Genomic DNA, 12560 nt, shown 5'->3' with positions numbered 1-12560 from the left:
TGTCGCCGGATTGAGCGTGGCTACGCCTTGCCGATCTTGCGCGGTGCAAGCATCAACAACCCCGCCGCGACAAATGCCAGTACTGCTGCCAGCTGAAACGTCTGCTGGAAGGCTTCAAAGAAGCCATGCGCCGCTTGCAGGATTTCGAACACCAGAAAGAAAACCGATGCCGCGGTCACCGTGCCCAGCGTTCTCGTGAGCAGCGCAAGGCTGCCCGCGACGCCGCGCTCCGTCAGCGGAAGTGTTGCAGTCACGATGTCCGAATAGGCGAGCTGGAACAGGCCGAGGCCGATACCCTGCACGATCAGCCCTGTCACCCGCAGCGCAGTCGGGGTCTGCTCGGTCCACGCGCCCAGCAGCAGAAGCCCGGCGCCAATGATGGCGGCACCTGCGATGGCCAGCCGCTCCGATGAGATCAGCCGTCCGGTGAGGCGGCCGGCGATCGGCGCTGCCAGCGCCGCGCCGGCCGCTCCAGCGGCCAGGATGGCGCCGCCCTCTGTCAGCGTGTAGCCGGGCATTCGCGCCAGATAATAAGGCACCAGCAGCCAGACCGAAAAGGCTGCGAGATTGGCCAGCACGCTGACAAAGTTGAGCAGCGTGAATCCCGGCCGTTTGAGAACGTCCATCGCGATGATCGGTCGCGCCGTGCGGGATTGGCGGAAGGCAAAGCCTGCAAACGCCACGACGGACAGCAATCCGAGCCAGACGGCGGAGAACTCTCTGACGCGATTGATCGCCATCAGCATGGTCACCAGGCCCAGCGCCAATGCGATGCCGCTCGGAATGTCAAAGCGTTCGCTTGTCAGGCGCGGCGGGGCCGCGGGCAGGCCGCGGAGCAGCAGCAGTGCCGCGATTGCGACGGGAATTCGGAACCAGAACACCGCCGGCCAATCCCAGGTGGCCGTCAAGGCGCCGCCGAGCAAGGGGCCGAGCATCCAGCCCAATGCCATCATCATCGTGTAGATGCCGAGCGCCCGGCTGCGTCGCTCCTCGCCGTAGAGCGACGTCACCAGCGCTACGCCGCAGCTCATCACCAGTGCCGCGCCGATCCCCTGCAGGCAGCGAAACACCAGCATCGCGCCGTAGCTGGGCGCACAGCTGACCAGTAGCAACGCCACCGCACTGCAGATCAGGCCGGCCCGGTAGACGACCGCGTGACCGATGGTGTCGCCGATGCGCCCGAGCGCCAACAGCAGGCTGGCGTAGGTCAGAACGTAGCAGATCACCACCCACTGGATGTCGCCGATCGAAAGTTCGAAGCCGCGGGTGATGGCAGGGAAGGCGATATTGACTGACGTGTCGAGCTGCGCCGTCGCCGTGCCCAGCCCGATCATCGCAATCTGCCACGCCTTGGAGTGGAGAAGGCCGACAGATGCTTTGGGAGGATTCGGTTCGGTTGCTGAAGGCACGTTGTGTTACGCCGGTGCGAAGCTGATCGCACCATTAGCATCGACATCGCGCGTCAATCTGCCGATCGAAGCCAACATGTTCAGATGCGCAAGCGACTCGCCAAAAGCCTGGCGCGGATTGGCGTACAGCACCCGCGGAAACACTTCCTGCGCGATCGCGAACGCAGTCGTCTTGCCTGACACGACGGATGCCACTTCGTCGAGCCGCGCCTGATGATGCTCGCGCAGCTGGGCGAGCCGGGCATGCAGTCCGCGAAACGGCAGGCCGTGCGACGGCAGCACCAGGGTATCCGGCGCCAGCGCCTCGAGCCGCGTCAACGCCTCCAGATACTCCTTCATCGGGTTGGCTTCCGGCTGCGCCGACGGCACGATCACCGACGGCGCCATGTGCGACAGGATCTGGTCGCCGGCGATCAGGAGCTTGTCGCTCTCGCAATAGAACATCGCATGTTCGGGTGAATGTCCGCCCGCCGTGATCGTCCGCCACTCGCGCTGCCCCATGGCGATCACATCGCCGTCCCGGATGCGAATGAATTCGCCCGGCGGTCGCAGGCCAGGATATTTGGATGGGCGCTGCGCCTGGATGATCCCGGTGGCGTCCTCGTCGGAGGCGCCGTTCCGCTTCATGAAGCCGGCAAAATGCTCGTCCGGACCCTCTTCGCGCTCATGCCACATCTTCCAGCCGCTGAGCCATTCGGCAAGCGGCATGCGCACCGTGCATTTCATTTCCTTCACCAGATATCCGGCGAGGCCGAGATGATCGAGATGGGCGTGCGTGAAGGTGAGGTTCTGCAACGGGCGGGCGCGCAACAGCCCGCGCCAGAGCTTGTCCCAGATTTCAAACGTGTCGTCGGTGTTCAGCCCGCAATCGACCAGCGTCCATCCCGGACCGTTGTCGAGCAGCCAGCAATTGACGTGATTGGGAATCGTCGGCATCGGCAGCCGCACCCAGAACAATCCGGGCAGCACGTCGGTCAATTCGCCATAGGCCGGCGGGCGCTGGACCGTGAATTTCAGATCGTCGGACATTCGTTTCCCCCGGACCGTCAGCTTACGCGATTTCGTCGGACCATCAACGCCAAAGGGATTTTCATGCCTCCCATGCGGCTATGCGCAGCAAAATCTTCCACCCAGGCCTTGAATGGGGAACGTTTCTCCTAGAGAAGGTGACGAACCGTCGCGCAATCGGCGCTCCGAGGTCAGTTAGGCAAAAAACCAAAATGGATGCGCTGAACCCCCTATCAGGGCTCAAGCCGGAAGCTGATCCCGCGCCGGACCTCGATCGGCGGGCACGTCGCAATCTGCTGCTGCTGGCTTGTTGCCAGGCGGTCGGCCAGTCCTGCAACACCATGATGTTTGCGGCGACGGGGCTGTCCGTCATCACCTTCTATCACCATCCCGAGTTCGCCAACCTGCCGGTCACGATGCAGCACCTCGGCGTGATGATCTGGGTATTCCCGGCCGCGCTGCTGATGCAGCGGGTCGGCCGCAGCATCGGCTTTCGCGTCGGCTCGCTGTTCGGCATGGCCGGCGCCATCATCATGTGTACCGGACTATACACCGCCAACTTCATGGTGATGTGCGCCGGCGGTCTCATCCTCGGCTACGCCGTCGCCTGTCTGCAGATGTACCGGTTTGCCGCGGCGGAATTGGTGCCGATCCATTACCGCGCCAAGGCGATTTCGTGGGTTACGGCCGGCGGCGTCGCCGCTGCGGTGATCGGCCCCAGCCTCGTGCGCGTGACGCACGATCTGGTGATGCCGCTGTATCTTGCGACCTACGCCGCCATTCTCGGCCTGCATGTGATCGTCTTTGCGGTGATGTCCTTCATCACCTTCCCCTCGGTCGCGGCTTCGACGGCTGCCGAGGGGGCTGCCGTCTCTTCAGCGCCGCCGCGTCCGCTCTGGGTGATTGCCAGCCAGCCGCGCTTCATCGCCTCAGTCATCGCCGGCATGCTGGCGTTCGGCACGATGTCCTTCATTATGAGCGCTTCGCCGCTGGCCATCGTCGGCTGCGGCTTTCCGCACGCGGAAGCCCACTGGGTCATCTTCATGCATGTGCTTGGCATGTTCGTGCCGTCGTTCTTCACCGGCAATCTGATCAACCGGTTCGGCGCCACGACGGTCATGGCCTGGGGTGTGGCGCTGATGCTGGCCGGCGTTGCTGCCGCGCTCGCCGGGCTGAGCGAATGGAATTTCCGGATCGCGCTCACCGTCAACGGCGTCGGCTGGAATTTCCTGTTCGTCGCCGCCACCACTGTCGTGACGACCTGCTACCGCCCGAGCGAGCGTGGCAAGGCCCAGGCGCTCAACGATCTCCTGGTGTTCAGCACCACCGCGACGTCGAGCTTCATGGCGGGGTTTCTGCAGGATCGCTGGGGCTGGCATCCGCTCAACTGGTTTTCGGTGCTGCTGATGCTGGCCGCCGCTGCCGCCGTCCTATGGCTTCGCTACCAGCGCCCGACATTGAGCCCGGCACGCTAGGAATGCCCGCGTCGCATTGTATTTGATTTGCAGACGCACAATCAGCATGATCTGAACTCACGCGATACCGCCCGCTTTGCTGCAGTGCGATTTCGCGAACGCGTGCACGACCGCAAACATGCGGCATGACAAGAAAAACCATGGGAAGGACGCCGTCGTGATCAACCGGCTTTTTAGCAGCGCGCTTATCGGCCTTGGCCTCTTGCTTGCTGCGCTTGTGACGCAGGCCCAAGCGCAATCGTCTCCCAAGACCATAACGCTTGTCGTACCCTATGCGGCGGGTGGCGGCACGGACACCGTGGCGCGTCTCATCGGCGAGCGGATGTCGGGCACGCTCGGCCAGACCGTCATCATCGAGAACGTGGTCGGAGGCGGCAGCACGCTGGCCAATGACCGTGTTGCCCGATCGGCACCTGACGGCTCCACCATCCTGATCAATCACGTCGCGCTGCTGGCGGCGCCCAGCCTGTTCATCAATCTGCGCTACGACACGGCAACCGCCTTCGAGCCGGTCGGCCTCGTCAACAACGCACCGATGGTGCTGATCGGCCGCAAGTCGATTCCCGGCGCGGGACCGAAGGATTATGTGGCCTGGATCAAGGCGCAGGGCGACAAGGCGAACTTCGCGCATGGTGGTATCGGCACCAACAGTCATTTGTGCGCCGTGATGATGGGCAATGTGCTCGGCTTCAAACCGACCGTCGTGGCGTATCGCGGATCGGCGCCGGCGATCGGCGATCTGCTCGCCGGGCAGATCGATCTGCTGTGGGACCAGGTGACCAATGCGTTGCCGCAGATTCAGGCCGGAACGCTGCACGGCATCGCCATTACGTCGCCAAAACGGCTTGAACAGTTGAAAGACGTGCCGACCACCGCCGAGCTCGGCATGCCCGAGGTCAGCTACACGATGTGGCATGGCCTCTACGTGGCCAAGGGCACGCCCAGGGAAACCGTCGGCGCGCTGAATTCGGCGCTCCGCAAGGCGCTGGCTGACCCGGTGCTGCTGGAGAAGCTGACGCAACTCGGCACCCTGCCATTTCCTGAGAACGAGTTGACGCCCGAGGCGCATGCGCGCCTGTTCGCCGCCGATCTGCCACGCGTGGCAAAGCTCGTTGAAAGCTCGGGCGTCAAGGCGAGCGAGGCGAAGTAAGGCGCTGGCGCCTTGCAGTTCAGTTTCCGGATTGACACGCGGGAGTTGAAAGAACAAAGTAAGAACTTGTGGGTTGGGCTCGGGCCGCACTTCGCGCGCCTGTCGCGGTGGCGTGACGCTGAAGATTCGCGTGGCGCTTGCGGTTTGATTTCAACGCCTCTTAAGATGAGCGCTCATTTGAGTAGGTCGAAATGAAGTTTGCAATCGGAGCGATCGTTGCAGCGTTTTGCCTGATTGCGACGCTTTCAACCTCGGATGCCCGCGGCCCTTACGGCACGATCAACGTCGGCAACTGGAAGGGCGGGGCCTATACCAACGACCAGAGCGGCGCGTTCACGCACTGCGCCGCGGGTGCCACCTATGGGAGCGGCATCCACTTTGTCGTCACGATAGACGACAAGGCGGCATGGGGTCTGGGATTCGCCCATGAAAACTGGACGCTTACCACCGGACAGGCATTTCCGATTGTCCTGACGTTTGATGGTCAGACGCCATTCAACGTTCACGGCATCCCGATCGGCGACAAACTGGTCCGCGTGCCGATGCCGCCCAACTCGGCGCTCATTGCGCAATTCCGCAAAGCCAAGACGATGACCGCCTTCACGCAAGGGCAGCTTTTCCAGTTCAAGCTCGATCAGACCGCGCAATTGTTGCCCGCGCTGGCCAATTGCGTTGCCACGGTCAAGAAAAACGGGCTCGCCGGCGCCGGCGAGTTCGCTCCGAAGCAGGTGGCGGCGGCCGGGCCGGCGCAACCAAATCCCGCGTCGCCAAAGGCCACCAGATCGGTCAACAAAACCGGTACGGGCTTCGTCGTCAGCAGCAGCGGGCACGTGGTCACCAATCAACATGTGGTTGATGGCTGCAGTGGCGACATTCTCGGAAACTTGACCGGCGAGGCCCCGGTCAAGCTGCGGCTCGTTTCAAGCGATGAAACCAACGATCTCGCCTTGCTGCAGGCGCCGAGCGCCTTCAAGGAAGTGGCGACGATTCGGGGCAAGGCGATCCATTCGGGCGATAGCGTTGTCGCAATCGGCTATCCGTTCCACGGCCTGTTATCCTCCGATTTCACGGTCACCACCGGGATTGTAAGTTCCCTGAGCGGCATCATGAACGATACCCGCTTCCTGCAAATCAGTGCTGCGGTTCAGCCCGGCAACAGCGGCGGGCCGCTGCTGGACACCAGCGGCACGATCGCCGGCATGGTTGCAGCAAAACTCAATGCGTTGAAAGTTGCCAGGGCGACCGGCAACATCCCCGAGAACATCAATTTCGCGATCAAGACCGGCGCGCTGCGGGACTTCCTGGACAACAGCGTCGTGCCCTACCAGACCGCCGTCGAGGCAAAGGCCGAGCTGAAGACGTCCGACATTGCGCGCAACGCAAGGGCGTTCACGCTGCTGATTTCCTGCACGGCGACCGAACAGAGCGCGAGTGCGAAAAAATCGAGCGAGTGATCCGCTCTCGCCAAAACGCCTTCTCAAAAATCCAGCGGCGCGTTGTCGACGACTTCCTTCATGACGAAGAAGGTTCGCGTCTGGCGCACGCCGGGCAGCGCGATCAGCTGCTCGCCATGGATGCGGTTGAAATCTTCCATGTCGCCGACGCGGATCTTGAGAAAATAATCGAAATCGCCGGCCACCAGATGGCAGTCGAGGACGAACTTCAGTTTCGCAATCGCGCGCTCGAACGAGGCAAAACTTTCGGGCGTGGAGCGGTCGAGCACGACGCCGACCATGACCAGCGCGCCCTTGCCGACCTTGCGCGGCGCCACCATGGCGCGGACCGTGCTGACAAACCCGTCGTCGAGCAGGCGCTTGGTGCGGCGGTGACAGGTCGCCGGGCTGACCCCGACCGCTTCGGCCAGCTCGGCATTGCTGAGCCGGCCGTTATTCTGCAGCAAACGCAACATCTTGAGGTCGACGCGGTCCAGTCGGGTCACGGAAGAATCTCTCATAAAGTGGTCAGCAGATGAACGAAAACTACCACCAATGATCAATCCAGCAACCAATCCGTCAAAATCCGATGGTAACTTAGAGAGCACCTTTCCGTCGTCTGATGATAGGCGTTCCCGCAAGATCAGACATCAACGGGGATGACGCATGCTGGAAAAATTCGAACGCTATCCGCTGACCTTCGGGCCGACCCATATCGAGAAGCTGGAGCGGCTGACCCAGCATCTCGGCGGCAAGGTCGAGCTCTACGCCAAGCGCGAGGATTGCAATTCGGGGCTGGCGTTCGGTGGCAACAAGCTGCGCAAGCTCGAATATATCGTGCCCGACGCGATCGCTTCCAACGCCGATACGCTGGTTTCGATCGGCGGCGTGCAATCCAATCACACCCGCATGGTCGCCGCGGTCGCCGCCAAGATCGGTATGAAATGCCGTCTGGTGCAGGAGAGCTGGGTGCCGCATGAGGACGCCGTCTACGACCGCGTCGGCAACATCCTGCTCAGCCGCGTGATGGGCGCCGACGTCCAGCTGGTGGATGAAGGTTTTGACATCGGCATTCGGCAAAGCTGGGAAGAAGCGATCGCGGACGTGAAAGCCAAGGGCGGCAAGCCGTATGCGATCCCGGCTGGCGCGTCCGTGCACAAATATGGCGGGCTCGGCTATGTCGGCTTCGCCGAAGAGGTCCGCGCGCAGGAAAAGGAACTCGGCTTCGCCTTTGATTACATCGTGGTCTGCACCGTCACCGGCTCCACCCATGCCGGCATGCTGGTCGGGTTTGCCAAGGACGGCCGCGCGCGGAAGGTGATCGGCATCGATGCCTCGTTCACCGCTGCGCAGACCAAGGCCCAGGTGCTTGATATCGCCCGCAACACCGCTGCCTTGGTCGAGTTGGGCAAGGAGATCGTCGCAGACGACGTCGTTCTGATCGAAGACTATGCCTACCCCGCCTATGGCGTTCCCTCGGAAGAGACCAAGGAAGCAATCCGGCTTTGCGCCCGGCTCGAAGGCATGATCACCGACCCGGTTTACGAGGGAAAATCCATGCAAGGCATGATCGACCTTGTGAACAAGGGCTATTTCCCCAAGGGATCGAAGGTGCTGTACGCCCATCTCGGCGGCGCGCCCGCGATCAACGGGTACGCCTACACGTTCCGCAATGGCTAGCGCGGCGGTGAGTGCTTAGCGCTCCGCGTCCTTCACCAGCGCGATCAGCTCGTCGCCATAGTGCTCGAGCTTCTTGTCGCCGATCCCGGGGATGTTGCGCAGCTGGTTGAGCGTCGCGGGGCGGGAGGCGGCGATGCCGTCGATGGTCGAATCGTGCAGCACGACATAGGCCGGCACGCCGCGCCTGCGCGCGATTTCGGAGCGCCAGGCCCGCAGCGACGCCTGCAGGCCGGCATCGGCGGGCGCACCTTCTCCGGTAGACCGTGGCGCCAGATCGCCGCGCCTTGATTTGGTCCGGCTGGCGCGGACGCGGGTGCCGGCGGGCGCCTCACGCAGCATCACCGCGGTTTCACCCTTCAAGACTCCGCGCGCGCTCTCCGTCAGCTTCAGCGCTCCAAAGGCCTCGCTGTCGGCGTGCAGATGACCCATGGCGACGACTTGCCGGATCGCGGCGCGCCATTGCTTCTCGTTGAGTTCGGCGCCGATGCCGAACACGGAAATCTTGTCGTGGCCGAATTGCGTGACGCGCTCGGTCATGCGGCCCACCAGCACATCGATCAGGTGCATGGCGCCGAAGCGCTGCCCGGTGCGATAGGCGCAGGACAATATTTTCTGCGCGATCACCTTGCCGTCGAGAAGTTGTGGCGGTGAAAGACAATTGTCGCAATTGCCGCAATTGCCGGCGCTGACCGCTTCGCCGAAATAGCCGAGCAGGCGGCTGCGCCGGCAGCCCGCGGTCTCCGCGAGGCCGACCAGCGCATCGAGCTTGCCGACCGACACGCGCTTGAATGCGTCCGAGCCGGTGGATTCGTCGATCATGCGGCGCTGTTGCACGATATCGGACAGGCCATAGGCCATCCAGGCGCTGGAGGGCTTGCCGTCGCGCCCCGCACGCCCGGTCTCCTGGTAATAGGCCTCGATGCTCTTCGGCAAATCGAGATGCGCCACGAAGCGCACGTCGGGCTTGTCGATGCCCATGCCGAACGCGATGGTGGCGACGATCACGACACCGTCCTCGTTGATGAAGCGATCCTGGTTGCGGGAACGCAGACCGGCGTCGAGGCCGGCGTGATACGGCAGCGCCGGCACGCCGGCCTTGTTCAATGCGGCGGCGGTGTCCTCGACCTTGGCGCGCGACAGGCAATAGACGATGCCGGCGTCGCCGGCATGCCGTTCGCTGATGAAGGCCTTCAACTGGGCGGGCGCGTTCTGCTTGTCGACGATCTCATAGCGGATATTGGGTCGGTCGAAACTGGCGACAAAGCGCGGCGCATCGGTAAGCTTGAGCCGTTCGGCGATTTCCTGGCGCGTGAGGTCATCGGCGGTAGCGGTCAGCGCGATCCGCGGCACATCGGGGAACCGCTCGGCGATGACGGAAAGACCAATATATTCGGGGCGGAAGTCGTGCCCCCATTGCGACACGCAATGCGCCTCGTCGATCGCAAACAGCGCGATCTTGGCGCGTGCAAGCAGGCCGAGGCAGCGCGGCGTCAGCAGCCGCTCGGGCGCGACGTAAAGCACGTCGAGGTCGCCGGCCAGCAGCCGCTGCTCGACGGCGTTGGCTTCCTCATACGACAGCGTCGAATTCAGCACCGCTGCCTTGACGCCGGCTTCGAGCAGGCCGGCGACCTGGTCGCGCATCAATGCGATCAGCGGCGACACCACAATGCCGCAGCCTTCGCGCAACAATGACGGCAGCTGATAGCACAGCGACTTGCCGCCGCCGGTCGGCATCAGCACCAGGCAGTTGCCCCCATCAGTGACGTGACGGACGATCTTTTCCTGCTCGCCCCGAAAGGCCGGCAGGCCGAACACGGAATTCAGCACGGACAGCGCGTCAGGGGCTTTGTCCGGCTTGCGGTTAAGGGCTGCTTCCATATCGGCTTCAAAACGGGGTCAACAGGCGGGAATCGGGTGCGCGAGATCAACAATACAGGATTCCGGCGGCTTAGGGTGGAACTACTGATAGCTCGCCACGATATCCGACACTGCGCGTTCCAGCTGCTGCGCGGTCGCGCATTGCCGCACGACGGTGCAGAAGGTCGAATAGCGCGGCATTTCCGAATCGCCCCAGCCCCAGGCCATCCGTCCCTCGGGATTGAGCCACACCAGCCGCTTCGAGCGCTCGCCGATGCGGCGCAGGATATCCGCGCGAGGATCGAGGTTGTTGCTGCGGGCGTCGCCCAAAATGATCACCGTAGTCTGCGGCGTGATTGCGTTCATCCATTCATGCTCGAAATCGGCAAAGGAGTTACCGTAATCCGACGATCCGAAGCCGACCTTGGACATGATCTCGGCCATCGCCTCTTCCGGCGATTTGGATTCCAGGATGTCGCTGACCTCGATCAGATGTCCGGAAAAAGCGAACGAGCGGACGTCCGAGACCACTTCATGCAGGCTGTGGATTAGCAGCAAAAAGAAATCGGAGACCCGCGCCACCGAACCCGAAACGTCGCAGAGCGCGATGATTTTGGGCTTGTCGCGATGGCGTCGTTTCCATGCGGTGAGGAACGGCACGCCGCCCCAGGCGGCGTTGCGCCGGATGGTCCGGCGCACGTCGAGATGGCCGCGGCGCTGGCGCTTGCGCGGCTTGCTGTAGCGCTCGCGCAGGCGGCGAGCGATCTGGCGGATCAGAAGCCGCATCTGCTCGACTTGCCGCGGCTCGATCCGCGACAGCGGCGCATTGCGCAAAATCTCGTTGCGCAGGTTCTCGGCTTCCTCGCGGCCGTACAGCATCAAGGCCTGCGAGACGGTCTCGCGCACGGTGTCGCGCAAGCCGTCGAGTGCTGCCTGCAGCCGTTCCGCGAGAGCGGGATTGGTCGCCGTCAGCGCGTCGAGATCGTCGCGCAGGCGCTGGATGCCCATCTGGTCGAGGATGCGGCCGGAGAAGATGCCGCGCTGCGTGAAATAGCGGATGTCGGACAGAGATGCGGCATTCGAAGCGTTGGCGATGGCGGAGGCCATCGCGTTGCGGTCCTGCGACAGCAGCATCTGCGCGAGCTGGCCGAGATCCTGGGCCTGGTCGCCGCCATCGGCGTCGCCTGGCGTATCGGAGGCTGCACCGGATTCCGGCGTGTCGGACTTGTCCGTCTCGCTCTCGTCGGAAGGTGGTGGCGTCGGCTCGGGCTGATCGAAGAACAGGTCAAAACAGGCGCCGAGCGCCTTCTTCTCGTCCTGGGTCTTGGCGAGCGTGAGGAGGAAGGTGTCCCGCAGCACGGTGCGGTCGCTGAAGCCGACCTTGGAAACCGCGCGCATCGCATCGATGCTTTCGGCCGGCGAGAGCCTGACGCCTGCGCCCCGCGCCGCACGAAAGAAGCGATGCAGGTTTTCTCTCATCCGCTTTATCCGAAGACGACGCTCTGCCGCGATGTCTTGGCGATGAAGGTGGATACCTGGGGCAGTGTGGCCTCGATATCCGCCTCGTACTTCAGCAGCACGTTCAGCGTATCCTTGACGATCTCGCTGCCGAGTTCGGGCGCCTGCAACAGCACCAGCACCCGTGCCCAATCGATCGTCTCGCTCACCGACGGCAGTTTCTTCAGATCGAGTGAGCGAACCTCATGGATGAAGCCGACCATCTGCCTGCGCAGCGTCTGCGAGATGCCGGGCACCCGGCTCTCGACGATGCGCTCCTCGAGCTTCTGTTCGGGGAAGCCGATGTGCAAATGGAGGCAGCGCCGCTTCAGGGCGTCGCCGAGGTCGCGCTCGCTGTTCGAGGTCAGGATCACGGTCGGCGCGGCGATGGCGGTAACGGTGCCAAGTTCCGGAATCGTGACCTGGAAATCGCTAAGGATTTCCAGCAGCAGCGATTCGAACTCAGCATCCGACTTGTCGATTTCGTCGATCAAGAGCACGCAGCCGGCCGGCTGTTCCAGCGCCTGCAGCAGCGGCCGCGGTTCGACGAATTCCTTGGAGAAGAACACGTCGCCGAAATCATGCAATTGCGCCAGCGCGTCGTGCAGCGTTTCGGCGCCGCCGAGCACTTCGCCGAGCTTGTCCTTCAGGATCTGCGTGTACAGAAGCTGCTTGGCGTATTTCCACTCGTAGAGCGCCTTGGCTTCGTCGAGGCCCTCGTAGCATTGCAGCCGGATCATCTTCAGCCCGCGCCACGCCGCGATTGCCTTCGCAAGTTCGGTCTTGCCGACGCCGGCGGGACCCTCGACCAGGATGGGCTTGTCGATCTGTTGCGACAGATAGACCGCGGTCGCGATCTGCCGGCTCGCAATATAGCCCTGCGCGGCAAGGCCGCTTTCCACTGCCTCGATCGAGGCGGTCGGCCCTTTTTCAGCCACGGGTTTCAACTCCGAATTCACTGGATTTCAGAGTGTTCTGCCTGCGTTCCCGGCAAAGAACAAGCCTCGTTTGCGGTATTTCGAGCGCCTGCAGTTCTGGCATGCGCGCGGAC

The 12560-nt window shown here is 63.1% G+C and carries 10 protein-coding genes; 4 read left to right on the top strand and 6 right to left on the bottom strand.

From position 1 onward, the window contains the following. Positions 1-20 precede the first annotated feature (20 nt). Positions 21-1334, bottom strand: coding sequence for an MFS transporter (locus JQ558_RS21590; RefSeq protein ID WP_212294939.1), 1314 nt, complete (start codon positions 1332-1334; stop codon positions 21-23). A gap of 81 nt (positions 1335-1415) precedes the next feature. Further along, positions 1416-2438: an MBL fold metallo-hydrolase gene (locus JQ558_RS21585; protein ID WP_212294937.1), complete on the bottom strand. Its 1023-nt coding sequence runs from the start codon at positions 2436-2438 to the stop codon at positions 1416-1418. Between the two features lie 191 nt (positions 2439-2629). On the opposite strand from JQ558_RS21585, the gene JQ558_RS21580 reads away from it, so the two are divergent. The 3 genes from JQ558_RS21580 (at position 2630) to JQ558_RS21570 (ending at position 6496) form a co-directional block, all read left to right on the top strand. Continuing rightward, complete coding sequence (locus JQ558_RS21580) at positions 2630-3892, top strand: MFS transporter (protein WP_212294935.1); 1263 nt, start codon at positions 2630-2632, stop codon at positions 3890-3892. A 157-nt stretch (positions 3893-4049) separates the two neighbouring features. Further along, entirely contained in the window at positions 4050-5042 is a 993-nt protein-coding gene (locus JQ558_RS21575; RefSeq protein ID WP_212294933.1) for a tripartite tricarboxylate transporter substrate-binding protein, read from the top strand. Positions 5043-5233: 191 nt separating this feature from the next. Then, the gene (locus JQ558_RS21570; protein ID WP_212294931.1) at positions 5234-6496 is read left to right on the top strand and encodes a S1C family serine protease; all 1263 of its coding nucleotides are present in this window, start codon (positions 5234-5236) and stop codon (positions 6494-6496) included. A 23-nt stretch (positions 6497-6519) separates the two neighbouring features. Here JQ558_RS21570 and JQ558_RS21565 read toward each other — a convergent pair whose 3' ends face one another. Continuing rightward, entirely contained in the window at positions 6520-6996 is a 477-nt protein-coding gene (locus JQ558_RS21565) for an Lrp/AsnC family transcriptional regulator (RefSeq protein WP_212294929.1), read from the bottom strand. A 145-nt stretch (positions 6997-7141) separates the two neighbouring features. Here JQ558_RS21565 and JQ558_RS21560 point away from each other — a divergent pair, with 145 nt between their 5' ends. Continuing rightward, positions 7142-8155, top strand: coding sequence for a 1-aminocyclopropane-1-carboxylate deaminase (locus JQ558_RS21560; protein ID WP_212274109.1), 1014 nt, complete (start codon positions 7142-7144; stop codon positions 8153-8155). Between the two features lie 15 nt (positions 8156-8170). Here JQ558_RS21560 and recQ read toward each other — a convergent pair whose 3' ends face one another. From recQ to JQ558_RS21545, 3 genes are all read right to left on the bottom strand, one after another. Further along, a complete protein-coding gene (gene recQ, locus JQ558_RS21555; RefSeq protein WP_212294927.1) occupies positions 8171-10033 on the bottom strand; it encodes a DNA helicase RecQ in 1863 nt (620 codons plus the stop codon). A gap of 81 nt (positions 10034-10114) precedes the next feature. Further along, entirely contained in the window at positions 10115-11491 is a 1377-nt protein-coding gene (locus JQ558_RS21550; RefSeq protein ID WP_212294925.1) for a VWA domain-containing protein, read from the bottom strand. A 5-nt stretch (positions 11492-11496) separates the two neighbouring features. After that, positions 11497-12447, bottom strand: a complete 951-nt coding sequence (locus JQ558_RS21545; RefSeq protein ID WP_212274112.1) for a MoxR family ATPase — start codon at positions 12445-12447, stop codon at positions 11497-11499. Positions 12448-12560: the final 113 nt, after the last annotated feature.

Origin of the sequence: Bradyrhizobium sp. AUGA SZCCT0160 (assembly GCF_018130105.1) — a bacterium.
Lineage (GTDB): Bacteria > Pseudomonadota > Alphaproteobacteria > Rhizobiales > Xanthobacteraceae > Bradyrhizobium.
The sequence above is the reverse complement of the archived record's forward strand: the minus strand, read 5'-3'. Positions and strand labels throughout refer to the sequence as shown.

Excerpts from the sequence above, each read along its gene's own strand:
- recQ (WP_212294927.1), bottom strand. The coding sequence starts at position 10,033 with ATGGAAGCAGCCCTTAACCGCAAGCCGGACAAAGCCCCTGACGCGCTG.
- JQ558_RS21580 (WP_212294935.1), top strand. The coding sequence starts at position 2,630 with ATGGATGCGCTGAACCCCCTATCAGGGCTCAAGCCGGAAGCTGATCCC.
- JQ558_RS21565 (WP_212294929.1), bottom strand. The coding sequence starts at position 6,996 with ATGAGAGATTCTTCCGTGACCCGACTGGACCGCGTCGACCTCAAGATG.
- JQ558_RS21570 (WP_212294931.1), top strand. The coding sequence starts at position 5,234 with ATGAAGTTTGCAATCGGAGCGATCGTTGCAGCGTTTTGCCTGATTGCG.
- JQ558_RS21560 (WP_212274109.1), top strand. The coding sequence starts at position 7,142 with ATGCTGGAAAAATTCGAACGCTATCCGCTGACCTTCGGGCCGACCCAT.
- JQ558_RS21550 (WP_212294925.1), bottom strand. The coding sequence starts at position 11,491 with ATGAGAGAAAACCTGCATCGCTTCTTTCGTGCGGCGCGGGGCGCAGGC.
- JQ558_RS21585 (WP_212294937.1), bottom strand. The coding sequence starts at position 2,438 with ATGTCCGACGATCTGAAATTCACGGTCCAGCGCCCGCCGGCCTATGGC.
- JQ558_RS21590 (WP_212294939.1), bottom strand. The coding sequence starts at position 1,334 with ATGATCGGGCTGGGCACGGCGACGGCGCAGCTCGACACGTCAGTCAAT.